The sequence below is a fragment of the Hamadaea tsunoensis DSM 44101 genome, assembly GCF_000428945.1.
Taxonomy (GTDB): Bacteria; Actinomycetota; Actinomycetes; order Mycobacteriales; family Micromonosporaceae; genus Hamadaea; species Hamadaea tsunoensis.
The window spans coordinates 33,552-56,946 of record NZ_AUAX01000029.1; the positions used below are offsets into that span (position 1 = coordinate 33,552).

The 23,395-nt window shown below is 71.6% G+C and carries 20 protein-coding genes, 1 pseudogene and 2 riboswitches; of the genes and pseudogenes, 7 read left to right on the forward strand and 14 right to left on the reverse strand.

What is annotated here, in order from left to right:
- Positions 1 to 161: 161 nt before the first annotated feature.
- A complete protein-coding gene (locus G401_RS0132445; RefSeq protein WP_027345755.1) occupies positions 162 to 905 on the reverse strand; it encodes a metallophosphoesterase in 744 nt (247 codons plus the stop codon).
- A gap of 611 nt (positions 906 to 1,516) precedes the next feature.
- On the opposite strand from G401_RS0132445, the pseudogene infC reads away from it, so the two are divergent.
- Positions 1,517 to 2,062: pseudogene (gene infC / locus G401_RS50005) on the forward strand (translation initiation factor IF-3); the annotation flags it as partial.
- 89 nt (positions 2,063 to 2,151) lie between these two features.
- Here infC and G401_RS58540 read toward each other — a convergent pair.
- On the reverse strand, positions 2,152 to 3,972 hold the full coding sequence (locus G401_RS58540) for a SigE family RNA polymerase sigma factor (RefSeq protein WP_064741906.1): 1,821 nt from the start codon (positions 3,970 to 3,972) through the stop codon (positions 2,152 to 2,154).
- A gap of 113 nt (positions 3,973 to 4,085) precedes the next feature.
- Between G401_RS58540 and G401_RS0132460 the strand changes: the two genes are divergently transcribed.
- On the forward strand, positions 4,086 to 4,724 hold the full coding sequence (locus tag G401_RS0132460; RefSeq protein WP_027345756.1) for a LysE family translocator: 639 nt from the start codon (positions 4,086 to 4,088) through the stop codon (positions 4,722 to 4,724).
- On the opposite strand, the gene G401_RS57320 is transcribed toward G401_RS0132460, so the two are convergent.
- From G401_RS57320 to G401_RS0132490, 6 genes are all read right to left on the reverse strand, one after another.
- Positions 4,705 to 5,577: an AAA family ATPase gene (locus G401_RS57320; protein ID WP_211240909.1), complete on the reverse strand. Its 873-nt coding sequence runs from the start codon at positions 5,575 to 5,577 to the stop codon at positions 4,705 to 4,707. The genes G401_RS0132460 and G401_RS57320 overlap by 20 nt on opposite strands.
- 208 nt (positions 5,578 to 5,785) lie before the next feature.
- Positions 5,786 to 6,532: a hypothetical protein gene (locus G401_RS0132470; RefSeq protein ID WP_027345757.1), complete on the reverse strand. Its 747-nt coding sequence runs from the start codon at positions 6,530 to 6,532 to the stop codon at positions 5,786 to 5,788.
- 13 nt (positions 6,533 to 6,545) lie between these two features.
- Positions 6,546 to 7,340, reverse strand: a complete 795-nt coding sequence (locus tag G401_RS0132475; RefSeq protein ID WP_027345758.1) for an ECF transporter S component — start codon at positions 7,338 to 7,340, stop codon at positions 6,546 to 6,548.
- Positions 7,322 to 8,935, reverse strand: a complete 1,614-nt coding sequence (locus tag G401_RS0132480; protein WP_027345759.1) for an ABC transporter ATP-binding protein — start codon at positions 8,933 to 8,935, stop codon at positions 7,322 to 7,324. The genes G401_RS0132475 and G401_RS0132480 overlap by 19 nt, the downstream gene beginning before the upstream one ends.
- Positions 8,932 to 10,014 (reverse strand): energy-coupling factor transporter transmembrane component T, encoded by a 1,083-nt coding sequence (locus G401_RS0132485; RefSeq protein WP_027345760.1) that lies wholly within the window; start codon positions 10,012 to 10,014, stop codon positions 8,932 to 8,934. The genes G401_RS0132480 and G401_RS0132485 overlap by 4 nt, the downstream gene beginning before the upstream one ends.
- Positions 10,007 to 10,873, reverse strand: coding sequence for a hypothetical protein (locus G401_RS0132490; protein ID WP_027345761.1), 867 nt, complete (start codon positions 10,871 to 10,873; stop codon positions 10,007 to 10,009). Before G401_RS0132490 ends, G401_RS0132485 begins: the two co-directional genes overlap by 8 nt.
- Before the next feature lie 39 nt (positions 10,874 to 10,912).
- Positions 10,913 to 11,047: riboswitch (cobalamin riboswitch) on the reverse strand.
- Positions 11,048 to 11,119: 72 nt separating this feature from the next.
- Positions 11,120 to 11,322, forward strand: a riboswitch (cobalamin riboswitch).
- A 102-nt stretch (positions 11,323 to 11,424) separates the two neighbouring features.
- On the opposite strand from G401_RS0132490, the gene G401_RS50020 reads away from it, so the two are divergent.
- Positions 11,425 to 13,815 carry a ribonucleoside-diphosphate reductase subunit alpha gene (locus G401_RS50020; RefSeq protein ID WP_051367471.1) on the forward strand — a complete coding sequence of 797 codons (2,391 nt, stop codon included), beginning with the start codon at positions 11,425 to 11,427 and terminating at the stop codon, positions 13,813 to 13,815.
- Positions 13,816 to 13,874: 59 nt separating this feature from the next.
- Complete coding sequence (locus G401_RS0132500; protein ID WP_245601913.1) at positions 13,875 to 14,852, forward strand: ribonucleotide-diphosphate reductase subunit beta; 978 nt, start codon at positions 13,875 to 13,877, stop codon at positions 14,850 to 14,852.
- Between the two features lie 167 nt (positions 14,853 to 15,019).
- Here G401_RS0132500 and G401_RS0132505 read toward each other — a convergent pair whose 3' ends face one another.
- Positions 15,020 to 16,306 (reverse strand): hypothetical protein, encoded by a 1,287-nt coding sequence (locus tag G401_RS0132505; RefSeq protein ID WP_027345763.1) that lies wholly within the window; start codon positions 16,304 to 16,306, stop codon positions 15,020 to 15,022.
- A gap of 268 nt (positions 16,307 to 16,574) precedes the next feature.
- On the opposite strand from G401_RS0132505, the gene G401_RS0132510 reads away from it, so the two are divergent.
- Complete coding sequence (locus G401_RS0132510; protein WP_027345764.1) at positions 16,575 to 17,069, forward strand: GNAT family N-acetyltransferase; 495 nt, start codon at positions 16,575 to 16,577, stop codon at positions 17,067 to 17,069.
- Between the two features lie 46 nt (positions 17,070 to 17,115).
- Here G401_RS0132510 and G401_RS0132515 read toward each other — a convergent pair whose 3' ends face one another.
- The 4 genes from G401_RS0132515 to G401_RS0132530 all read right to left on the reverse strand — a co-directional run bounded on the left by G401_RS0132515 (position 17,116) and on the right by G401_RS0132530 (position 20,611).
- A complete protein-coding gene (locus tag G401_RS0132515; protein WP_157546658.1) occupies positions 17,116 to 17,610 on the reverse strand; it encodes a hypothetical protein in 495 nt (164 codons plus the stop codon).
- Between the two features lie 159 nt (positions 17,611 to 17,769).
- On the reverse strand, positions 17,770 to 18,588 hold the full coding sequence (locus tag G401_RS0132520) for an SDR family NAD(P)-dependent oxidoreductase (protein WP_051367472.1): 819 nt from the start codon (positions 18,586 to 18,588) through the stop codon (positions 17,770 to 17,772).
- Positions 18,585 to 19,904 carry a flavin-containing monooxygenase gene (locus G401_RS50025; RefSeq protein ID WP_051367473.1) on the reverse strand — a complete coding sequence of 440 codons (1,320 nt, stop codon included), beginning with the start codon at positions 19,902 to 19,904 and terminating at the stop codon, positions 18,585 to 18,587. The genes G401_RS0132520 and G401_RS50025 overlap by 4 nt, the downstream gene beginning before the upstream one ends.
- A 71-nt stretch (positions 19,905 to 19,975) precedes the next feature.
- On the reverse strand, positions 19,976 to 20,611 hold the full coding sequence (locus tag G401_RS0132530; RefSeq protein WP_027345767.1) for a TetR/AcrR family transcriptional regulator: 636 nt from the start codon (positions 20,609 to 20,611) through the stop codon (positions 19,976 to 19,978).
- Between the two features lie 63 nt (positions 20,612 to 20,674).
- On the opposite strand from G401_RS0132530, the gene G401_RS50030 reads away from it, so the two are divergent.
- Positions 20,675 to 22,018, forward strand: a complete 1,344-nt coding sequence (locus G401_RS50030; RefSeq protein ID WP_157546660.1) for an MFS transporter — start codon at positions 20,675 to 20,677, stop codon at positions 22,016 to 22,018.
- 54 nt (positions 22,019 to 22,072) lie between these two features.
- On the opposite strand, the gene G401_RS0132540 is transcribed toward G401_RS50030, so the two are convergent.
- Positions 22,073 to 22,807: a hypothetical protein gene (locus G401_RS0132540; RefSeq protein ID WP_034593843.1), complete on the reverse strand. Its 735-nt coding sequence runs from the start codon at positions 22,805 to 22,807 to the stop codon at positions 22,073 to 22,075.
- 124 nt (positions 22,808 to 22,931) lie between these two features.
- On the opposite strand from G401_RS0132540, the gene G401_RS0132545 reads away from it, so the two are divergent.
- On the forward strand, positions 22,932 to 23,321 hold the full coding sequence (locus G401_RS0132545; protein ID WP_157546661.1) for a hypothetical protein: 390 nt from the start codon (positions 22,932 to 22,934) through the stop codon (positions 23,319 to 23,321).
- The last annotated feature ends 74 nt before the right edge of the window (positions 23,322 to 23,395 follow it).

Here is a 23,395-nt window from a genome sequence, read left to right on the forward strand (position 1 = left end):
GACTGACCGATGAACCAAGTCACCTGGAACCTCCGCGCGCGAGACCCCGCCTGGATCTCCGGTGCGGAAGCATTCCATATCCGTCGCTCGCGCAGGTCGCCTGGTGAGTCCATCCGGGCCCACCGACCGGTCAGAACCCGCATCCGTTCATGCGGCGACCCTCACTCCTGGACGGTGCGGAAGTGCGTGGTGATGTCGCCGCCGGGGGTCAGCACGTGGAACGCGACGCCGGGCGGCCCGTCGAGATCCGCGGTGTTCGCCCAGGTCAGCGTCTCACCGGTGGTCCAGGGCAGCCGGGTCGTGGACACGACGCCGGGCGCGGCCAGCAGCGGCCGGCCGGCGAACGTTCCGGCGGCGCCCGCATGGGCGTGCCCGCAGAGGATCGCGGCCACAGCGGGGGAGTCCCGGACGACCGCGGCGAAATCGTCGGCGTCGCGCAGCCCGATCCCGTCGACGAGCGGGTTGTGCAGCGGGATCGGATGATGATGCAGTCCTATCAGGACAGGGCAGTCCGCCCCGGCGAGCACCGTCCGCAGCCAGTCCAGCGTCGCCGCCCCGAGGACGCCGTACGCCTGCCCCGGCACGGTCGAGTCGCACAGGGCGAACAGCGCGCCGCCGACGCGTACGGCCTGGTTGATAGGGGCGTCGCCGGAACCGCCGAGCAGCGCCGTGCGGTACGCCGCCCGGTCGTCGTGGTTGCCGGGCAGCATCAGCACCGGCACGTCCGCGACCAGTTCGGCGCGGACCGCGGCGTACTCGTCGGCGGTTCCGTGGTCGGCGAGGTCGCCGGTGACCAGGACGACGTCGACGGCGCAGCGGCGCAGGTGCTCGAAGACCAGCCGGGTACGCCGCAGCGCCCGCGGTCCGCCGTCGAGATGGGTGTCGCTGACGTGAGCGATGATCATGGCCCTCATCGTGACCCGGTCGACGCCACCGGGAAACAGCCACACGGAGGCGATTGGCCTGCTCGGAAATCGGGTCTCCGGTCGTATGTGGGCAGTTCGCCTGCGGTCATCCCGCTCGTGGTACGCGTCGAGGTCCCGACGTTCCGTCGACAGTAGTCGCTTTCCGTGCACCGGTCGACGCGAACCCCGCCTTGATCAAATACCGCCATTGCGGCACAGCGCCGCCGATTTCCTTGATCAAATACCCTCATTTCGGCACAGGGGGGCGCTCTTGCCGGATAGACGGTATTTGATCAAGGAAATCAGGCCCCGCTTGCCGTAATGGCGGTATTCGATCACCCTGCAAACCCCGACACGGTCGAACCGGCCATGAACAAGATCCTGATCTTGCCAACCGCGCTCAACCCTGCCACATGCAGGTGATGAATGGAAAACCGTTCGACGGGCGCCGGTCGCCGTGCGATGCTGCGGGCGACTTCGACTGATGTGAGGGAGGTGACGCCATGGATCGCGAGACGACGATTCGCCCGGGCGCCGCCTCCGATCCGGAGTAGGTCGCACTTGCCGCGCCCGGGCCGCCCACGCCCGTACGCGCAAGGAGCTGATCATTCTTGGACCGATCCCGTTTCGGGAAGACCGACGGTGACAAGCGTCGTGTCACCGCTGAACCACGTGTCAACGACCAGATCCGGGCCGCCGAGATCCGTCTCGTCGGACCGGACGGCGAGCAGGTCGGCGTCGTCGACCTGACCCGGGCCCGGCAACTGGCCGCCGAGGTCGGGTTGGACCTGGTGGAGGTGGCGCCGAACGCCCAGCCACCCGTCTGCAAGATCGTCGATTACGGCAAGCACAAGTACGACGCCGGCCTCAAGGCCCGCGAGGCGCGGCGCAACCAGCAGCAGACGACCGTGAAGGCGATGAACTTCCGGCCGAAGATCGACCAGCACGACTTCGAGACGAAGAAGGGGCACGTGCTGCGGTTCCTGCGGGCCGGCAGCAAGGTGAAGGTCACCATCTGGTTCCGGGGGCGCGAGCGCTTCCGGCCGGAGCTCGGCCTGAGGGTCCTCAACAAGCTCGCGGAGGAGATCGCGCAGGACGCGGTCGTCGAGAGCGAGCCGCGCCAGGACGGCCGCAACATGGTGATGGTCGTCGCGCCGCTGAAGTCCCGTTCGTGAGCCGTGTCCGGGGTGGGCGACCGTCCACCCCGGACACCCCGGACACGCCGGCGCCCGCGGACTCCCCGGCGTCAGCCGAAGTCGTAGACGACGATGCCGTCGGCGGTGGCCACGACGAGCTTCGTGCCCGCCGCGGCCCAGCCGCCTGCGGTCATGTCGACCGTGCCCAGCGTCTTCGGCAGGCCGGTGGCGGTAGCGATGCCGGTCACCTCGACCCGCGTACCGTCGGTGCGGATGCCGAGCAGGTTGCCGGCGTCGAGGCGGGCCATGGTCGAGTCGGGGTTCAGCCGCAGCACTGTACGCCCGTTCTCGTCGAGAAGCTGGCTGCCGTTGGAGTTGTTGGACAGGGAGACCCGCAGCCGCCGGCCCGCCGTGGCGATCGCGGTGGCCCCGGGCACGCTGGTCCACCAGCGTTCGGTCGTGTCGTGCAGGGAGACCACGATCTTGTCGTTCGACTCGGTCACGTCCAGCAGGCAGATGTCCTCGGCACCGCAGGGCGCCACGGAGATCACTCCGCCGCCGGCGTACAGGCGGGTCTGGCGGCCGTCGGCCAGGTGCAGCCGGTACAGCTCGCGGGTGCTGGGGATGTAGATGTCGCCGTTGTACCCGATGTAGCCGCCGCCGCTCGGCTGGATCTTCCATGTCGATACCGAAACCCCGGTCGGGGCGTCGATCTCGGTGAGTGTGCCGACGCCGTCGGCGACGAAGGCCCGGCCGGAACCGAAGACGTGGTCCGGAACGCCGATGCCCCGATCGCCGCCGGCCAGGTCGCTCGGCGTCAGCAGGCCGAAGACGTCCCGCACGCTCATCGGCCGATGCCACCGCCGCTCGCCGGTGCTCAGGTCGATGCCGACGAGCTCGCCGGTCGTGCGGTCGGCGTACACGAGGACGTGCGGGAAGACCGCCCAGCTGCCGAAGTCCTTGTCGCCGAGCACGGTGACCCGCCAGCGCAGGCGCCCGGTCCCGGGGTCGACGGCGGCCAGGGTTCCGTTGCGGGCCACCAGAATCGCCTCCGGCACGGTCGCCGTCATCAGGCCGACGTCGGTGTCGCCGGGGGCGGCCGGCAGGTCGAGGTGGGCGGGCGGCCACGCGGGCTGGGCGGTCGCCAGGTCCAGCGAGGCCACCACCACGGCGTCCGGCAGGAACGACAACGTGTACGCGCGCCCGTTCTGGATGCTCATGGCGTCGACCGGTCCGGACTCCAGCGGGGTCGAGCCGACCTGGCGCAGCGGCGAGAACGCGATCGGGCTGCCCGTCGGCCGCACCACCGGCGGCAGCGGCGCGCTGCGCGGCCGTCCCACCACCGCGATCGCCAGCACGATCACCGCGATCACCGCCAGGCCCGCCGCCGTCACCGTGGCCACCATCCGCGTACGCCGGCGCCGCCGGCCGCGGTCCTCGGCGTCCCGCGGTCCCGGCAGGCCGATGCCGGCCAGTTCCGTGCGCAGCGCGACGGCCAGCGAGTCCCGCCCGCGCGACAGCCACGATTTCACGGTGCCCTCGCTGACCCCGAGCTCGTCGGCGATCTGCGCGACCGGCACGTCCAGCAGGTAGTGCAGCGCGATCGCCTGCCGCTGCCGGCCGGGCAGCTTCTTCAACGCCGCCACGACCAGCACCGTGTCCTCGGACGGCCCGGGTACCGCCGCGGGCGGCGGGAGCGGGGTGCTGCGGCGTACCCGCAGGTGCCGCCACCAGTCCGTGGCCAGCCGGGCCACCACCAGCCGCAGCCACCCCTCGGCGTCGTCGTATCCGCTCAGCTGCCGCCACCGTTGCCAGGCCCGCGCGTACGCCTCCTGCACGACGTCCTGTGCCTGCGCCAGATCGCCCGTCAGCCCGTACGCGTACCGCAGCGTCCGGGGTGACGTCGACTGGTAGAACTCGGTGAAGTCCACTGCTTACCGCCCGTGTCGAAGGGGTGATCAGAAGGGACACGGGCGGGCCCCGCGGCGGGTTGCAGAATAATTCCAGCTGCGCTTTCCCCGGTATCGGTGGTTTCCTGGTCGTCATGATGTCTGCCGACCGCCTGCTCGCCTTCGCGGCTGTGTCCTTCCTGCTGATCCTGGTCCCCGGGCCCAGCGTGCTGTTCGTCATCGGCCGGGCGCTGGCGCAGGGCCGGCGGGCCGCCCTGACCACCGTGGCGGGGAACACGCTCGGCGCGTACCTGCTCGTCGTGGCGGTGGCCTTCGGGGTCGGTTCGGTCGTCGAGCGCTCGGTCGTCGTGTTCACGGTGCTCAAGCTGGCCGGCGCCGCGTACCTGGTGTATCTCGGCGTCAAGGCCTGGCGGGAGCGCGGCGGGCTGCAGGCGACCTTCGCCGGAGCCGGAACGCCGCGCGGCGGCCTGCGGACGTTCTGGGAGGGTTTCACCGTCGGGGTGTCGAACCCCAAGACCATCGTGTTCTTCGGAGCCGTGCTGCCGCAGTTCGTCGACCGCGGTCAGGGGCACGTCACCGGGCAGATGCTGATCCTGGGCCTGGTCTTCAACCTCATCGCGATCGTGTCCGACGGCACGTGGGGCCTGGTCGCGTCGGGCGCGCGGAACTGGTTCGCCCGCTCACCGCGGCGGCTCTCGCTGATCGGCGGCGTCGGCGGTCTGACCCTGATCGGTCTCGGCGTCACGGTCGCGGTCACCGGCCGGAAGGACTGACCTCGTCCAGCCGGGGCAGGGTCGGCCAGCGGTCGCTCGCCCAGTGCTGCCAGCTCTCGAAACCGGACGGCGGGGCCGGAACCGGCGCGAGGGCGAGCTCCCCGGCGGTGGGCGGCTGGAACAGGGCCAGGAACTGATCGTGGTCCGCGTCGGTCATCGGAAACGTGGACTCCGGGTGCTCCTGCCAGCGCCGGGTCGCCCGGGCCCGGCGCTCGGACTCGTCGAGCCCGACGTAGCGGAGTTCGAAGCCGGCACCCGTGCTCTCGGCGATCGTGCGGATCGCGTACCGCTCGTCGCTGGACCAGCACCCGAAGTCGAGGATGACGGAGGCTCCGCTGCGCAGCACCTCGTACGCCGTCCAGATCATCCGGCCTTCGAGGATGTCGCGGCGGCCGGCCGCGTCGTTGTGGCCGAACAGCGGCGCCATCCAGTCGTCCGGGGTCAGCCGCAGTATCCGGCGCTCGTCCGCGAGCTGCTTCGCGACGGTGGTCTTCCCGGCGCCGGGCAGGCCGACCGTGAGAAACAGCGTGGTCACGGACGTACGCTGCCATCCGTCGGCGCGGCCCGGCAAGCCGGATTCGCCACCGCCCGGCGCGGCGGCGCGGCGTTCGGCCCGGCCGCGGACGAAGACCACGACCTCGCCGGAGACGCTGACGTGGTTGACCTTCCAGCCGGCGGACTCCCAGGCGAGCGACGGGCTGCGGCTGCTGTTGCCCCACCAGGTGCGGTAATCACGGGCCGACGGCGGCAGCGGGCCGACCACTGCTTCGATGTCGGCGAAGGTCAGTCGCAGCGCGCGCTGGTCGGGCGGCGTCGCGGACAGCAGGCGGGTGAGCGCGTCGTATCTGGACATCATCCGTCCTGGGGAAGGGCGGGCTCGATCGCGGTTCGCGTGACGCGGGGGCGGTCACGGCCGGGCTGTTCTGAGCGTAGATCAGACCGCGCCCGGACCCGGGCAACCGCGCGCGTGTCACGGCTGGAAGGGCCTTGCGGCGGCTTGGCCGACAAGCGGCGCCAACCGGTCGTCCGTAGTCGGCCGCACGCCGCCCGTCCGAGCAGGCCTAGCGGCGGCGGAAGAGACCGTGTTTCGGCGGCTGGGGCCGAACGGTTTCCTCGATCAGCGAGCGGATCGTGTCGAAGGTGACGATGTCCGGGTTCCGGGCGGTCGACGAGATCATCCCGAGGCAGCGCAGGACGAATTCGAGCTCGCCGCGCCGGTCGGCGACGAACACGGGACCGCCGGCGAAACCGGCGGGCAGCGCCCCTCGCCAGCGCACCACGCCGTCGGGATCCCGCGCGACGGCGGAGGTCGCGATGGCCAGCGGCCGTTCTTCGCCCGTCGCGGCCGGTTCGCGCGTGACGTGGCCCAGGGCGTAGGCCGGGCGGGGCTCGCTCCCGACCGCCCGTACATGCTCGGCTCTGGCCGCGACGCCCTCGGTCAACGGTGTCACAGTCGCCCACGACCAGCCCTTTCGCCTCCCGTGATCGTGGAGGAAGGACGAACGGGCAACCGCCGCACCGGACCGCCGCGACCACATGGACTCGAAGCCGTTGACCACCAGGTAGTCCGACGCGGCGCCGGTGGGCTCGATCAGGTCGGGCCGCAGCCGGACCTCGGCCATCTTGGTACGGGTCTGGGCGTCGGCGGTCAGCAGCCACTCGCGTACGCGTTCGACGTCCGGTCCGGACTCCACGAGTTCGTTGTAGAAGAACGCCGTCCCGGCGTCGACGGCCTTACCGTGCCCCAGCGGCAGGGTGCTGCCGCTCCAGTGTTCCAGGATCGCGTCGGCGAGTTCGTCTTCGGCCACGGCCGACATCCTGTCACGGTTGGAAGCGCGCTTTGCGGGCCGCTCTGCGCAAGGCGCTCAGCACCGCCGGTCCCGCCAGCACCGTCAGGACCGCCGTGGTCACCGCCCGGCCCGTGTCCCAGCCGAGCGAGGTCACCGCGTCGAAGACCAGGTAGCGCTGGAGCTGTTCGAGGACCGGCAGACCCGGCCGGTACGCGATCGAGCTGGCCGGGTCGAGCGAGAACGGCCAGAACGACAGGTTGAGCAGGAATCCGAACAGGTATCCGGACACGGCGGCGTACCCGGCGAGGAGGGCGATCTCGGCCCTGCCGCGTACGCGGGGGAGCAGCCCGGCGAGCATGCCGACGTACGCGCAGCCGAACATCTGGTACGGCATCCAGGGGCCGACGCCGCCGGTGAGCAGGGCGGAGGCGAACAGCGACGTGCAGCCGAGGGCGAAGCCGAAGCCGGGGCCGAAGACCCGGCCGGCCAGCACGAGCAGGAAGAAGACGGTTTCGATGCCGGCCGTCCCGGCGCCGAGCGGGCGCAGGGCGGCGTTGACGGCCGCCAGCACCCCGAGCATCGCGAGGGCTTTGGCGTCGATGCGGTGCTCGGCGATCTCGGTGAACACGACGGCCAGCACGAGCAGCAGCAGTACGCCGAACAGCAGCGGCGGGGTACGCGTACTCCCGAGTGCTCCTGGGGCGAGGACGAACGGCCAGAAGAAGGCGACGAGGCCGATGGCGGCGGCGACGATGATCGTGACGCGGGCCCGGCGCGGTACGCGGACGGCGCGGGCCGGCGGGGCGGCTACGAGGCTGGTGTCCATGCGGCGCGCACCTGGTCGAGGGTGAGGTAGGGCAGCGGGGCGAGGATCTTGGCGATCTGAGGGGCGAACGACGGCGAGGCGGTCAGGACGGCGGGGGCCGGGCCGTCGGCGACGATCTCGCCCTCGGCCATGACGACGACGCGGTCGGCGATGGTGGTGGCGAATTCGACGTCGTGGGTGGCGACGATGACGGCGGTGCCGGTGGCGGCGAGGGCGGCGACGGTGTGCCGGAGGCCGTCCTTGGCGTGGTAGTCGAGGCCGCGGGTGGGTTCGTCGAGGAGCAGGACGCCGGGGTCGGCGGTGAGCTGGACGGCCAGGACGAGGGCGAGCTGCTGGCCGGCGGACAGGTCGCGGGGGTGGTGGTCGTCGGCGATGCCGGGGGCGACGGCGTCGAGGATCGCACGGGCGCGGCCGGCGGTCGCACGTCCGGCGTCGCGGTCGGCCTGGGCGAGTTCGGCGGCGACGGTGTCGAGGTAGAGCAGGTCGGTGGCGGTCTGCGGGACGAGGCCGCACAGCCGCCGGGCGGCCGCGGCGGTGACGGTCTTCGGGTCGGTGCCGCGTACGCGGATCCGGCCGCCGTCGCGCCGTCCGGTTCCCTGCAGCGCCCACAGGAGCGAGGATTTGCCGGAACCGTTGCGGCCCATGAGTGCGACGACCTCGCCGGCGTGCAGGGTCAGCGACGCGCCGCGGACGGCGACGACCGGTCCGTGCCGGACGATCACGTCCTCGGCGGTCAGCACCGGTGCGGTGGTGGCGTGGCTGTCGTGGTGCGGCGTACGCGGCTGTTCCGGCAGCCGGGTACGCAGCCCGGAGCCGTGCCGGCGGGCGTCGCGTACGGACAGCGGCAGCGGGGTCCAGCCGGCCAGGCGGCCCAGGTGGACGACGGGCGGGGCGACGGTGGCGGCGGCCATCAGGGTCGCCGGGTCTCCATCGTGGACGGTGCCGTCGCCGGGCAGGTGCAGCAGCCGGTCGGCGTACTGCAGGACGCGTTCGAGCCGGTGCTCGGCGAGGACGACGGTGATCCCGAGGTCGTGGACGAGGCGGACGATCGCGGCGAGGACGTCCTCGGCGCCGGTCGGGTCGAGCGCCGACGTCGGCTCGTCGAGCACCAGCACCCGCGGATGGGTGGTCAGGGCGGCGGCGATGGCGACCCGCTGCTGCTGGCCGCCGGACAGCTCGTGCAGGCCGCGGTGGCGCAGCCCGGCCAGGCCGAGCAGGTCCAGCGTCTCCTCGACCCGGGTACGCATCACGGCCGGGTCGAGGGCCAGCTGTTCCATCCCGTAGGCGAGTTCCTCCTCGACGGTGTCGGTCACGAAGCCGGCGACCGGGTCCTGTCCGACGACGCCGACGAGATCGGCGTACTCGCGTGGCGGATGGTGGGCGGTGTCGCGGCCGGCGACGGTGACGCGGCCGGTCAGCGTACCGCCGGTGAAGTGCGGCACGAGGCCGTTGATCGCGCCGAGCAGGGTGGACTTGCCGGTGCCGGTCGCCCCGACGACCAGGCACAGCTCGCCCTCGCCGATGCTCAGCTCCACGTCGTGCAGGACGGGTTCGCTACCGTCGTAGGCGAGCCCGGCGCGCTCGAAGCGGATCACGGCGCGCTCCGGACGGGTGGCGGCGGCGAGGCCAGCGCGGCGGCCGCGGCGAGCAGCACGGCCAGCGCCGGGACGAGGGGGAGCGTCGGCCATCGCAGCGCTCCGCCGCCGGTCGGGTCGTAGCCGCTGCCCGCGGCGAGCACGACCGCCGCGCACAGGCCGCCGGCCGCGACCGTCCACTCCGGCCACTGCCACGGGTCCGGCCGGTAGCTGGTGCGGCTGACCCGCCGCCCGCCCAGGTACAGGCCGCCCGCGCAGAGCAGCGCCCCGGCGGCGAACCCGGCCAGGCCCACGGCGTGCGGCACGGTGACGTCGAGCAGCCCGTACACGCCCACGCACAGGCCGGCCAGCCCGGTCAGCAGCAGCAGGCCGGTCCACCGTCGCGACGACGCCGTGGCGGTGCCGGTGCCGCCGTAACCGCGGGAGTCCATCGCCGCGGCCAGCCGCAGCGACCGGTCGAGCGCGTCGTGCAGCACCGGGATCGCGATCGCCCGCAGCGCCCGCAGGCCGCTGGTGCGGCCCGCGCGCAGCCGCCGGGCGCGGACCACCCGCTGCACGCTCTCCACCAGCTGGGGCGCCACGCTCAGCGCGACGGTCACGGCCACGCCCAGTTCATACAAGGCCCCCGGGAGTACGCGCAGCGCACGTTTCGGGTTCGCCAGGCTGTTCGCGGCGCCGACGCAGCACAGCAGGCAGGCCAGGCGCAGCCCGTCGAGCGCGGCGGACAGGACCGCCTCCAGGGACACCGGGCCGCCGAGCTGGATGCCGGCGTACCAGGCGGGGGTGGGGACGTGCGGCAGGCGGAACAGGATGTGGTCGCCGGGGGCGGTCCCGGTCGCGAAGACCGACCGGAACACGACCCGGATGACGATGATGACCAGGGCGGCGGTGAGGTAGTAGCGGAACGCGCGGGCCCACGGCGCGTCGGTACGCCGCAACGTGACCGTGACGCCGAGCACGCCGAAGATCAGCAGGAGCAGCAGCGGGTTGCCGGTCCGCCCGGCCGCGGTGGCCAGCGCGACCGCCCACAGCCACCAGGCGACCGGGTGCAGCGCGCGGGGCAGCCGGGCCTTACGCATCGGGCGGCCCGGCCCGGCGCCGGCGCACGACGACGGCGGTCGCCAGGCCCGCCAGGGCGAGCAGCCCGGCGGTGAGGATCAGCGGCAGCGCCGATCCGCCGTCCGGGTTCGCGGGCGGATCGGCCGCCGGTTCAGCATCCACAATGGATGCTTGTGTCCCGGGAGTTGCGGCTTCGGTCGACAGGCTCGGCGACGGTCCGGCGGTCCCGGTCGCCGCCGGCGTCGCCGTCGCAGCGGAGACTACAGTGGATGGTCGTGTGGACGTCGGCGCCCGGCCGGCGGGGCTGCTCGCCGGTGGTTTCGGCGCGGCCGGTGACGGTGACGCCGCGGCGTGCGCGCGGACGCGGTCCGGGCTGAAGGACGGCCGGCCCGATGTTCCGCCGTCGCCGGTCGCGCCGAAGGTCCACAGGTCGACGCTGCCGGGCTTGGGGTGGTAGCCGATCGCGCCGAGCTGGCTGTAGGACCACGAGTCCTGGCCCGGGTCGGCGTGCCAGTACGACCAGTACGCGGTGGCCGGCGGGGTGAGCACACACTTGTCGTCGGCGGCGGTGGGGAACTGCGTGCCGCTCTGGTAGCCGGAGTAGCCGATGCGGCAGACGAACCCGGGGCCGTCGTGCTGCGTACCGGCGGTCTTCCAGCCGCCCTGGTTGAGCAGTTCGTAGCCGGTCGTGGGGGTGGTGCCGCAGGCGCGCAGCAGCGGTCCGCCCCAGTGTCCGAAGTCGACGGCCAGGATGACGCCCGAGGTCGGCGTGCACTTCGAGAGGGCCTGCGGTGCCGCGGCGGCCGGCCGTCCCACCACGAGGAGAAGGGCCGCCGCGAGTGTGACGGCCGCGGCGCGCGCCGGACGAGATAGGGGCACGGGTCTCTCCTGTCCGCGCCGTGGACCACGACGACGCAAGGGGGGTCAGCGATTCGGGCAGGTAATCCGACTCGTCCCGAAGGACCTACGGCTGCGGGCCAGTGCCGGAATTCGACCGGCTTCCCCTGCCCAGAATCACCGCCATCCGACCACACCGGAACACACCGCGTCAACGCGTACGCCTCGGTCGGCAAGCGCGACACGCCGCCACAGCATGTTGTGTTGAACGAAGAGGGTGCCCCCATATATGGTGTGCGTGTTGCTGGTTCGGCCGATCTGGTCGAGGCAAGAGGGAACCCGGTGCGAATCCGGGACTGCCCCGCAGCGGTGAGCGGGAACGACCGCCGTCAACAGCACTGGGCCGCCGGCCTGGGAAGCGACGGCCAGTAGGCGACTCGAAAGAGTCTTCGCCCGCGAGTCCGAAGACCTGCCAGCGCACCGCGTGCCGGACGGCACGCGGTGGTCGAAGGCCGCGCGGGACGGCCGACGCCGCAGCTGGGTCCGGCCATGCGCCGGCCCGGCGGCGTCCCCCTGCGCGCCCGGCGACCGCTGTGGCGACGACGAGGGGGAATGACCACGTGATGCAGGTACGCAAACGCGACGGCCGGCTGGAGCCGGTCGACGTGAACAAGATCGTGCGGGCGGTCGAGCGGTGGGCCGGCGACCTGGACGAGGTGGACCCGCTGCGGGTCGCGACGAAGACGATCAACGGCCTGTACGACGGCGCGTCGACGGCGGAGCTGGACCGGCTGTCGATCCAGACGGCCGCCGAGCTGACCGGCGAGGAGCCGCAGTACTCGAAGCTGGCCGCCCGGCTGCTGGTCGCCTACGTCGCCGAGGAGGTACGCGACCAGGGCGTGGCCGCGTTCAGCGAGTCCATCCGCTACGGACACCAGCTGGGCCTGATCGGCGACACGACGGCCGACTTCGTGGCCCGGCACGCCGCCGAGCTCGACGCGGCCGTCGACGAGTCCAACGACCTGCGGTTCGAATACTTCGGGGTACGCACGGTCGCCGACCGCTACCTGCTGCGCCACCCGCAGACCCGGCTGGTCGTCGAGACGCCGCAGTACTGGCTGCTGCGCGTGGCGTGCGGGCTGTCGTCGACCGCCGAGGAGGCGATCGGCTTCTACCGGCTGATGTCGAGCCTGGCCTACCTGCCCAGCTCGCCGACCCTGTTCAACTCCGGCACGCGGCACACCCAGATGTCGTCGTGCTTCCTGGTCGACTCGCCGCGCGACGAACTGGACTCGATCTACGAGCGGTACCACCAGGTGGCGCGGCTGTCGAAGTTCTCCGGCGGGATCGGGATCTCGTGGTCGCGCGTACGCGGCCGGGGCGCGCTGATCCGCGGGACGAACGGGACGTCCAACGGGATCGTGCCGTTCCTCAAGACCCTCGACGCCGGGGTGGCCGCCGTCAACCAGGGCGGCCGGCGCAAGGGCGCGGCCTGCGTCTACCTCGAACCGTGGCACCCGGACATCGAGCAGTTCCTGGAGCTGCGCGACAACACCGGCGAGGACGCGCGGCGTACGCACAACCTGAACCTGGCCAACTGGCTGCCCGACGAGTTCATGCGGCGGGTCGAGGCCGACGGCGAATGGTCGCTCATCGACCCGTCCGACGCCCCGGACCTGCCGGACCTGTGGGGGGAGGAGTTCGAGGCGGCGTACCGGGCGGCGGAAAAGAAGGCCGTGAAGACCGTCAAGGCCCGCGACCTCTACGGCCGGATGATGCGTACGCTCGCCCAGACCGGCAACGGCTGGATGACGTTCAAGGACGCCGCGAACCGGCTGTCGAACCAGACCGGCGCGCCGGGCAACGTGATCCACCTGTCGAACCTGTGCACCGAGATCCTCGAGGTCAACAGCGACGAGGAGACCGCGGTCTGCAACCTCGGCTCGATCAACCTCGGGGCGCACGTCACCGCCGACGGCGTCGACTGGGCGAAGCTGCGCGCGACCGTGCGTACGGCGGTGGTGTTCCTCGACCGGGTCATCGACATCAACTACTACCCGTCGCAGCAGGCCGAGGCGTCCAACCCGCGCTGGCGGCCGGTCGGCCTCGGCCTGATGGGCCTGCAGGACGCGTTCTTCACCCTGCGGCTGCCGTTCGACTCCGACGCCGCCCGCGAGCTGTCCACCGCCGTCCAGGAGGAGATCTTCCTGACCGCGCTGGAGGCTTCCGTCGAGCTCGCCGCGCGGTTCGGCCCGCATCCGGCGTACGCGGAAACCCGTGCCGCCCGCGGTGAGCTGCACCCGCAGCTGTGGGGCGCGGCGCTGGGCCAGCCCGACCGGTGGAGCGCCGTCCAGGCGCAGATCGCCGAGCACGGGCTGCGCAACTCGCTGCTGATCGCGATCGCGCCGACGGCGACCATCGCCTCGATCGCCGGCTGCTACGAGTGCATCGAGCCGCAGGTGTCCAACCTGTTCAAGCGCGAGACGATGTCCGGCGAGTTCCTGCAGATCAACACCTACCTCGTACGCGAGCTCAAGGACCGCGGCCTGTGGACCGCCCCGGTCCGCGAGCGGATCAAGCGGGCCGAAGGTTCGGTGGCCGACCTGGCCGAACTGCCGGCCGAGGTCCGCGAACTGTTCCGCACGGCCTGGGAACTGCCGCAGCGGGCGTTGATCGACCTGGCCGCGGCGCGGGCGCCGTTCATCGACCAGTCGCAGTCGCTGAACCTGTTCCTCAGCGCGCCGACGATCGGCAAACTCTCCTCGATGTACCTGTACGCCTGGAAGTCGGGCCTGAAGACGACCTACTACCTGCGTTCGCGGCCGGCGACCCGGATCCAGCAGGCGACCGTGGCGGTGCTGCCCGCCCAGGCTGCTCCTGCTCCTTCCGTTGCCAGCCCGTCCCTTGCCGGCCCGGCTCTTTCCATGGCGCCCGTGGTGGCGCTGACGCTCGAGAACCCCGAAGTCTGCGAGGCCTGCCAGTGACCACCGTTTCGTCACCCACCCGTGCCGTCGGCCAGACGCACGCGCTGCTCGACCCCGGCATGGACCTCACCCTGCGGCCGATGCGCTACCCGCGGTTCTTCGACCGGTTCCGCGACGCGATCAAGAACACGTGGACGGTCGAGGAGGTGGACCTGCACTCCGACCTCGCGGACCTGGCGAAGCTGTCGGCGGCCGAACGCCACCTGGTGTCGCGGCTGGTCGCGTTCTTCGCCACCGGCGACACGATCGTGGCGAACAACCTGGTGCTCAACCTCTACCAGCACGTCAACTCGCCCGAGGGGCGGCTCTACCTGTCCCGGCAGCTGTTCGAGGAGGCCGTGCACGTCCAGTTCTACCTGAACCTGCTCGACACGTACGTGCCGGACGAGGACGAGCGCACGGCGGCGTTCGCGGCCGTGGACAACATCCCGTCGATCGCGCGCAAGGCGGAGTTCTGCTTCCGCTGGATCGACTCCGTGTTCGAGCTGCGCCGACTGTCCACCCGGGACGACCGGCGGGCGTTCCTGCTCAACCTGATCTGCTTCGCGGCGTGCATCGAGGGCCTGTTCTTCTACGGCGCCTTCGCCTACGTCTACTTCCTGCGCTCGCGGGGGCTGCTGCACGGGCTGGCGTCCGGCACGAACTGGGTGTTCCGCGACGAGTCGATGCACATGGCGTTCGCGTTCGACGTCATCGACACCGTCCGCGCCGAGGAGCCCGACCTGTTCGACGACCGCATGCGCGACGAGGTACGCGCGATGCTGGCCGAGGCGGTCGAGTGCGAGGTCCAGTTCGCCGAAGATCTGCTGGAGCAGGGCGTGTCCGGGATGTCACCGGCCGACATGCGCGAATACCTGCAGCACGTGGCCGACCGGCGGCTGGCGCTGCTGGGCATCGAGCCGATGTACGGCAGCCGCAACCCGTTCGCCTTCATGGAACTGCAGGACGTCCAGGAGCTGTCGAACTTCTTCGAGCGGCGGGTGTCGGCGTACCAGGTGGGGGTGACCGGGACCGTCAGCTTCGACGACGAGTTCTGACGGGCCGATCCCGCGCCGGTCCGGAAATCCTGGACCGGCGCGCGGCCGTCTCGATCATGGGCTGACCGGCTTCGCGAGGGTGGATCTTGACGGATGTCTGGAAAATGACGCCACGACGGCAAGAATGATGTTCCTTTCCGGGCATCCGTGTCTGCTCTCACTCCGGATCAGGGGACGTGCGGCGTATCCGAAGCCAGGCGTACGCCGGCGGCCGCGCGTACCTCGGCATTCTCCAACGCGTCGTCGCGCAACTCGGCAAGCAACTGTTGAGCCAGGGGCGATCCGCTGTCGACGTGCTCGGCGGCGAGCAGCCGGACGCCGGGCTCGCAGTCGAGGAGGCAGGTCGGCAGCAGTCCGGTCACCCGGTCCCGGTCGAGGATGAGCAGGCTGCGCAGGTAAGCGGCCCGCTCGTAGGAGTGCGGCGACGTCGTGAGGAGGCGGCCGGTGACGCGTACGGCTTCCGTGTGGGCGGCCGACGTGCCAGGACCGAGAATCCTGGCCAGCCCCGCGGTGAGGGTGTCGAAGCCGCACAGGTCGCCGTCACGCGACCGGAGCCACTCCACCGATCGGAACAGCTGCTCGACGTCCTCCTCGCCGCCGTGTTCGGCGAGGATGGTCATCCCGGTCCAGGCCAGCGGATGGCCGTGGTCGCGAGCCCAACCGCGGGCGTGGCCGAGCGCGATGTCACCCAGCGCGCGCAGGACGCTGTGCAACGGCAGGCTGAGGTCAATTCTGTCTAAGATGGACAGTAGCTGCGGTGCCGGCTCGCGACGACGCAAAGTTCTCAGGACGGCCAGCGCCTTCGGCCGGTCGGCGTCGGTCAGCAGAGTGAGAAGGCGGTCCGTGGAAAGATCGGCGAAGCATTGCCGACGTCGAGCGGCTCTCACCGGCCAGGACCCGCACATGGCGTCGATGCGCGCATCCCGGCCGCGCCACGACTCCCATGGCCGCTCGTGCGGGAACACCGTGCTCGGCTCAAGACGTTCGGCGGCCACCTCCCAGAGGTCGTCCCACCAGTCCCGTGGCCATGAGTGGCTGATGGTCGTGAGGGTGTCGGCCCAGCGCGGGCCATCGCGAACGTACGCGCGCAGCAGCGTCCGCGCGTCGGGGTCTCCGCCGAGGGCGAGCGTGGTCAGGACGCCTTGGGCCAGGTCGAATTGGTTGTCCACGTCGTTCGGATCAGGCTCGTCGTGCGATCCGCCCGGGCCGCAGGCGCGCAGCTGCCGGTCGAGCCCGGCGATGTCGAGGTGGAGATCGCGTACCAGCCGGGCGAGGTAGACGTCACGGTCGTCGACCTGCCAGTCCCACCGGTGGTCGCGGCGCAGGCACTCCCAGACGAGATCGCCGGCGGCGGGATCGAACCGAGCCCGGTAGGCCGCCTTGCCCAGCCCGCGTTGCAGCCGGCCACGAAACGTGCGAGCCGAGTCGTAGGTCCACGAAACGTCGCTGCTCATCGAGGGTGATTCTGGGGCGCCATTGGGCGCTCGGCAACCGAGATCGGATTGTCGTACCGCCCGGTTACGGTGTCGGCGGACAGGCCGGACTGAGCTACCCCTCGAGGATCGCGCGGCCAAGGGCGGCGGGTCGTGTTAGGTCCCCGGCGTGTCCCGGGACCGAAAAGGGAATTCCGTGACACCGCCGCCCGTCCGCGCAACCGGCGATCTCCCGCTCGCCGCGGAAAGTAGTTTGCCTGGTTGCGCGACCTGCGGCACTCTTCGCGGTGTGATCGAAACGCTTGTGCTCGCCGAGGGCGACTGGAAGATCTGGCGCGAGCTGCGGCTAACCGCGCTGACGGAAGCGCCGTACGCCTTCGGTTCCAGGCTGGCGGACTGGCAGGGTGACGGCGACCGCGAGGAGCGGTGGCGCGATCGGCTGGCCATCCCCGGCTCGTACAACATCGTGGCGTTGCTTGACGGGCAGCCCGTCGGGATGGCCAGCGGGGTGCCGACAGAACTGGACGGCGTCGTCGAGCTGATCTCGATGTATGTGGCACCGGCCGGCCGTGGTCAGGGTGTGGGCGACCACCTCGTGCAGGCGGTCGGGCAGTGGGCGCGGCAGGCCGGCGCGGGGACGCTGCGGCTGGCCGTGACGGAAGGCAACGAGAACGCCCAGGCGCTCTACGAACGGAACGGATTCCGCGACACGGGGGAGCCCGGCGATCTCATGTCCGACGGTCTGCGTCGCGAGCACATCATGGCCAAGAGCCTCAGCATCTGACGGTCGGCAGGTGATCTAGGCGGCGCCTTGCGAGGTCAGGCGCCCCTCAAGCAACCCGAACATCAGCGTAGGGTCCGGCGTCGGCGGCCTCGCCGCAGGCGATGGACAGGCGATCCGAGGTCGACAGCGACGAGGTCGTCGGAACGAGGAAGATGCCGAGGATCGCCTTGAAGGTCTCGCCCTCCGCGTCTCCGGGACGGCGTACCGAGACGGCGGACACGTGGTCGCATCCTGAGATACCGACGATCGCGTCGAACAGCCGCGACGCAGAGGCTGTCGAGCGGCTGCCGCAGGCGGAGATGCTGGACTCGGCGCCGTCCGGCTGCGTCTCCGTCAGGTGCCAGCAGGTGTTGATCGTCGCCGGGCTGGGCTGTTCGAGCCAGAGCGTCAACGTGTTCCCGGCCTCGACAACGGACTTGTCGATGATGACCGCGGTCGACGGGATCTGATGCGGACTCGGCGCGGCACCGACGTCGGCGGTCGGATTGCAGGCGGCCAGAGCCAGCGGCAGCAGCGCAGGACCCAATCGGCGAAGTCGCATGGTGCTTCTCCTTCGGATCGGGCAGCCCGAGGCGCCGATGTCACAGCGCGCATGCCGGAGGCGACCGCGGCAGAGCGCGCTCGCCCAGGCACGGCCATCATCGCATAGACGTGCATGCTGCCGGCCGTTGTTCGTCGGCGGACAGCACTCCTTGGACGGCTACTTCGCGGTGTGGCGGCGGATCATTCCCGCCGCCAGTGGCGCATTGTTCAGATCTCCCGCCGCGATCCGGGCCGCGATGGTCCGCCGCACCATGGCCCCGGCGACCCGGGGGAAATGGCGGGCGATCGCCATCTCGAAGCGTCCCCGCGACGTGGTCGCCACGTCCCGCAACGGTTTCGGCGAGGTCGCCGCCTTCACGATCGCGTCGACGACGCCGGCGGCCGGTTCGTACCGGGAGACGCCCTGGAGGGACAGTCCTGCTTGGACGGTCGCGTCGTGGATCGGGGACTCGACCATGCTGGGGTAGACGACAGTGACGCCGATGTGCGTACCGGCTTCGAGGCGCAGGGCGTCGGCGTACGCGGCCAGTGCCCGCTTGCTCACCCCGTAGGCGGCGGCCAGCGGGAGGGGGAGCACGGCCATCCGGCTCGACACGAAGATCACCCGGCCGCGGGCGGTTTCCAGGGCGGGCATCGCGGCGGCGGTCGTGTTCCAGGCCGCGATCAGGTTGACTTCGAGCTGGCGGCGGGCTGCTTCGCCGGGCGCGTACTCGGCCGGGGCCGGGCCGCCGACGCCGGCGTTGTTGATCAGGAGGTCGAGGCCGCCCAGCTGATCGACGGCTCGCCCCACGCCGGCGGCGGACGCGGAGCTGTCGGTCAGGTCGCAGCCGAGCACCGGTACGCCGTTCACGTCCCCGTCGCGCAGGTCGAGTCCGACGACGCGGGCGCCGGCGGCGGTGAACCGGTCGCACAGGAGGCGCCCGAAGGTGCCGGCGGCTCCGGTGACGATGACGCGCCGACCGGTCAACGTGTTCATGCGGGGTCCTTCCAGAGGATGCCGCGGTGGTCGGCGGCGCGGCGGGTGCCCGCGGCCAGTTCGCGGGCGGCGAGGTCGATGTACGCGTCGAAGTCGATCCGCATCGCCGGTCGCCGGTCGCCCCACCGGTCCCGGGCGGCGGCGAGCTGGGCGGCGCAGTCGGCGCGCTGCTCGGCCGGGGTCGGCAGCGCGTACGTGCCGGCGAGGTGGGCGGCGGCCAGCCGGGCCTGGGCTTCGACGACCGGCAGGGCGGCGCCGGTGGACTGCATGAGGCCGACGAACATCAGGCCGGGCGCGTCGAGGTGGAACACCCGCCGGTAGAGCGGCAGCGTCTCCGGGCCCGCGCCGAGCAGGGCCGGGTCGAGGAACGGCAGGTCGACGCGGTAGCCGGTGCACCAGACGATGAGGTCGACGTCCTCGCAGCTGCCGTCGGTGAAGGTGACCGTGGTGCCGTCCACCCAGCTGATGCCGGGCCGGGGCGCGATCTCGCCGTGGCTGATGCGCGACAGCAGGCTGTCGGAGAGGGTCGGGTGGTCCTGCAGGAAGCCGTGCGCGGGGTCGGGCAGGCCGTACCGGCTCGGCTTGCCGACGGCCATCCGCAACGTCGTCTGGCTGATCCGCTGGCGCAGCCGCCACGGCAGCCGTTTCGCGAGCGCGCCGTTGAGGGTGTCGGACGGCTTGCCGAGCAGGTACTTCGGCACGATCCAGACGCCTCGGCGCAGCGAGATCAGGGTGCTGTCGGCGGCGTACGAGGAGTCGACCGCGATGTCCATGGCCGAGTTGCCCCCGCCGACGACGAGTACGCGCTTGCCGGTCAGTTGCGCCGGATCGCGGTAGTCGTGGCTGTGCATCTGCTCGACGGTGGCCTGGCCCGGATAGGTCGGCGTCTTCGGGACGCTGTTGTGCCCGTTGGCCACGATGACCGCCGCGTACACGTCGGTGGAAGTGCCGGAAGGCCCGCGGACGGTGACTTCCCAGCGCTCGCCGACCCGGCGGACCTGCTCGACGGTGTGCTGGAGCCGGACGTGCCGGAGCAGGCCGTGCGTCTGGGCGTAGTCCTGCAGGTACGCGGCGACGCGCGCGTGGTCGGGGTAGTCCGGCCAGCCGGCGGGCATCGGGTGGTCGGCGAACTCGGTGCGGCCCTTGCTGGTGTTGAGGTGCAGCGTCCGGTACGCCGACGAGTGCGGGCCGCCGATGACCCAGAGGCCGCCGACGCGCTCGCCGGGGTCGAAGCAGACGGCGGGCACGCCGCGGTCGGCGAGGGCCTTGAGGGTGGCCAGGCCCGAGGGGCCGGCGCCGATGACCGCGACCGTCACGGTCGACCTCCTTGCAGCGGTGGTACGAAATCCAACGTGTGTTGGATAATGGCCCGCCGACCCGGGAGGCGTCAACCCGCCCGGTACATCCGGTCGAGCCAGCGGTGCACGAAGGCGCGGAACTCGACCCGCTCGTCCTCGCCCGCGGCGACCCCGACCACGTGCCCGTGCACCGACCAGACGAGGCTGCGTACGGCGATGTGCGGGGACGGCTCGTCGAGCAGGCCGAGGGCGCCCGCGGCGACGAGCACGTCCTCGACCGCGCGGTACAGCGGCAGCGAGTACGCGACGTCGAGGTCGGCGTGCAGGTCGGGCTCGGCCCAGCGCAGCAGCCAGAGGGAGGTGGTCTCGGGCACCCGCTCCAGGAAGTCGACGAACACGTCGAGCAGCGCGTGCAGCCGGGCGAACGCCTCCTCGCGGCCCGAGCGCAGACCTTCGTGCGCGGCGGCGACCGCGCCGGACAGCGCCTCGCTCTCGGCGGTGAAGACGCGGGCGAAGCAGGCCCGGTAGAGGGCGGCCTTGGCGCCGGCGTGATGGTGCACGGTGGCCACGTCGACGCCGGCCGCGGCGGCGACCTCCCGCAGCGAGACGGCGTCGTAGCCGCGCCGGGCGAACAGGGCCGTCGCCGCGGTGAGAATGGCCTCGCGCGTGTCGCGCTGCTCGGTACGCCGCGGCCGGCCGGGCCCGCGCTTGCCGTCCATGGTCATGCCCGCCATTCTGCCCTACAATCCATCAACTGTTGGATTAGTGTTCCCGAGATCGGAGCCGCCGTGGACGAGCGCCGCCTGCCCCGCGCCGGGTTGCTGGCCTTCGCCGGCGGCTCGCTCGGCATGGGCATCTGGGTCACCGTACCCGGGCTGCTCCTGCTGTTCTTCCTCACCGACGGGCTCGGCGTCGGCCCGCTCGCGGCCGGTCTCACCCTGCTGCTGCCGAAGATCGCCGACGTCCTGCTGCACCCGTGGGTCGGCCGCCTGTCCGACGCCGACCGCCGCCGCCGCGGCCACCGGCGCCGCCTGATGCTCCTCGGCTGCCTGCTGCCCGCCGGCTTCGCACTGATCTTCGCGGTGCCGGGCGGGCTGGTCGGCGTACCGGCGGCGGTGTGGGTCGCGGTCGCGTTCATCGCCGGCAACCTCGCCTTCGCGCTCTTCCAGGTCCCCTACCTGGCCACCCCCGCCGATCTCGCGATCGGCTACCACGAGCGCACCCGCCTCATGGGCTTCCGCATGGTCGTGCTCACCCTCGGCATCCTGCTCAGCGGCGTCCTGGCTCCCCAGCTCTCCGACCATCTCGGGTACGCGTACATGGGCGTCCTGCTCGCAGCCGGGATGCTCGCGACGATGCTGATCGGCGTACGCGGAGTCCGGCTGCTCGACACCGCCGCCCCCGCACCGGTCACGGACGGCCACGCCGCCCCGGGCCTGCGCGCGCTGCTGGGATCCTTGCGGGACAAGCAGTTCCGGCCGCTGGTGACCAGCTACCTGACGATGTCCACGACCTCGCACCTGGTCCTGGCCGCCGTCCCGTACTACGCCGTCTACGAGCTCGGCCGCCCGAAACTGACGACCGTGCTGGTCGCCGCGTTCGTCGCCCCGGCCCTGCTGGCCACCCCGCTCTGGGTACGCGTCGCCCGCCACATCGGCAAGCAGACCGGCCTGCTCGCCGCCCAGCTCGCGTTCGTGCTCGGCTGCGTGATCCTGGCGCTCGGCCGGTCGGTCGGCCTCGGCGTACTGATCACGGCCGTCGCGGTGCTCGGCATCTCGTTCGCCGCCCTGCAACTACTGCCGTTCTCGATGCTCCCCGACGTCGTCCGCGCCGCCGACCCCGCGAAAGCGGGCTCGTACACGGGAGTATGGACCGCCGCCGAGGCGACCGGCGGGGCGCTCGGCCCGTACATCTTCTCGGCCTGCCTGGCGATCGGCGGATTCGTCGGCTCGACCGTGAACGAGGACGTCGCGCAGACGCCGCTGGCGCACGACATGATCCGGCTCGGGTTCGGGGCGGTCCCGGCGGTGCTCATGCTCCTTGCGGTACTGCTCCAGCGCGGCTACACGCTCGATCGCAGGCTCCGGGACGCACCGGTTGAGGAGCTGAGCGCCGTCACCAGCGGCCGATGATCTGCTCCGGGCGTACGCGGAACTCGCAACAGTCGTCGTCGAACTCGTCTTCGGCTATAGCGCGTACAGGCAGATGGTGAGGGCGATGACGATCGCGAGCCCGTAGCCGCCGGCGGCGAGGGCGACGACGCGGACCTGGCGCGCTTCCGGCCACGGCAGGCGCGCGAGGATCGCGGCGAGCGCGGGTAGCACGAGTACGCCGTGCAGGCTGATCGCGTGCACCGGCTTGAGGAACCCTCCCAGCCGGTACGCGAGTTCCTGGTGCCCGGTGTTGGTGAGCACGACCCCGCGGGCGATCATGGCGGCGCCGGACGCCAGGCCGATGAGCAGCGTGATGAACCCTGCTTGTAGTGCGAGCCGCATGCCGGCCGGGGCGTCCGGCGGGTGGCGGAGGGCGTTGACGGCGAAGGCGACCAGCACGACGACGAGCACCGCGCCGCCGAAGGCGAGCGTCATCGCGACCGACCGGTTGATCGTGGTCGACATGTTGAAGTGCGACGGTACGCCGCGCCAGGCCTGGACGGTGATCCCGAGGACCTCCAGCACGCAGTCGGCGGCGAAGACGGCGAGCAGGATGGTCCGCAGCCGCGGGGAGATCCGCAGGTAGGAGGTCACCCAGGTGATCGTGGCCAGCGTCAGGCCGAACGACAGTCCGAACGTCGCCGGCTTGCGCCAGGAGACCGGGCCTTCCCACGGCCCGCCGGCGACCAGGAACACCGCCAGGTGGAACAGGCCGGCGCCGACGAGGAGCGCGGCGATCCGGTAGGCGGCACGGTCGATGGTTCGCATGGGGGACAGCCTCGCGCATCGGCGGCGGGACCGCGTCCGCCCGGTGGCGGCATCCGCGCCTACTCCACCGGCAGTACGCGCGGTGGGGTTCGTCGGCCACAAATTCGTCGGCCACAATGACGTCGTGACCGATGATCGGACAATGCCCGGCGGCTTCCAGCCGTTCGACGAGCGGGTCCGGCGGCTGCGCGATGCGTGGGTCGCGGGTGGACGCGATCAGGCTCTGCTCACCACGGGAATGACGTACTTCGCGGTCTACTGCTGGGGGATGAACTACCGGATCGGCGACCCGGCGGCTCCGGCGTACGATGCCGGCCTGGCGGAGTTCGTCACCGCCTCGTACGAGTACAACGGCGGGGCGGACGGCTGGATCACCCTGCTCCACGGCCGTGAGTACTGCTCGACCTGCGGTGACCGGTTCAGGTTGGAGAACCTCGGGATCTGCACGGGCTGCCTGCGCCACACCTGCTACGGCTGCGGCCGACACGCCGGCTGCCCCGGCGAACTGCTGTAGAGAACGCCTTCTGGCCACAGGGAGGCTGTGGGTCGATCGTCGAGATCGAATACCGCTATGACGGCACCGCGATG

Excerpts from the sequence above, each read along its gene's own strand:
- G401_RS0132515 (WP_157546658.1), bottom strand. The coding sequence starts at position 17,610 with ATGCGACTTCGCCGATTGGGTCCTGCGCTGCTGCCGCTGGCTCTGGCC.
- G401_RS0132475 (WP_027345758.1), bottom strand. The coding sequence starts at position 7,340 with ATGGACACCAGCCTCGTAGCCGCCCCGCCGGCCCGCGCCGTCCGCGTA.
- G401_RS0132520 (WP_051367472.1), bottom strand. The coding sequence starts at position 18,588 with ATGAACACGTTGACCGGTCGGCGCGTCATCGTCACCGGAGCCGCCGGC.
- G401_RS0132530 (WP_027345767.1), bottom strand. The coding sequence starts at position 20,611 with ATGACCATGGACGGCAAGCGCGGGCCCGGCCGGCCGCGGCGTACCGAG.
- G401_RS0132500 (WP_245601913.1), top strand. The coding sequence starts at position 13,875 with ATGGACCTCACCCTGCGGCCGATGCGCTACCCGCGGTTCTTCGACCGG.
- G401_RS0132445 (WP_027345755.1), bottom strand. The coding sequence starts at position 905 with ATGATCATCGCTCACGTCAGCGACACCCATCTCGACGGCGGACCGCGG.
- G401_RS0132505 (WP_027345763.1), bottom strand. The coding sequence starts at position 16,306 with ATGAGCAGCGACGTTTCGTGGACCTACGACTCGGCTCGCACGTTTCGT.
- G401_RS0132460 (WP_027345756.1), top strand. The coding sequence starts at position 4,086 with ATGATGTCTGCCGACCGCCTGCTCGCCTTCGCGGCTGTGTCCTTCCTG.
- G401_RS0132485 (WP_027345760.1), bottom strand. The coding sequence starts at position 10,014 with ATGCGTAAGGCCCGGCTGCCCCGCGCGCTGCACCCGGTCGCCTGGTGG.
- G401_RS57320 (WP_211240909.1), bottom strand. The coding sequence starts at position 5,577 with ATGTCCAGATACGACGCGCTCACCCGCCTGCTGTCCGCGACGCCGCCC.
- G401_RS0132540 (WP_034593843.1), bottom strand. The coding sequence starts at position 22,807 with ATGCGAACCATCGACCGTGCCGCCTACCGGATCGCCGCGCTCCTCGTC.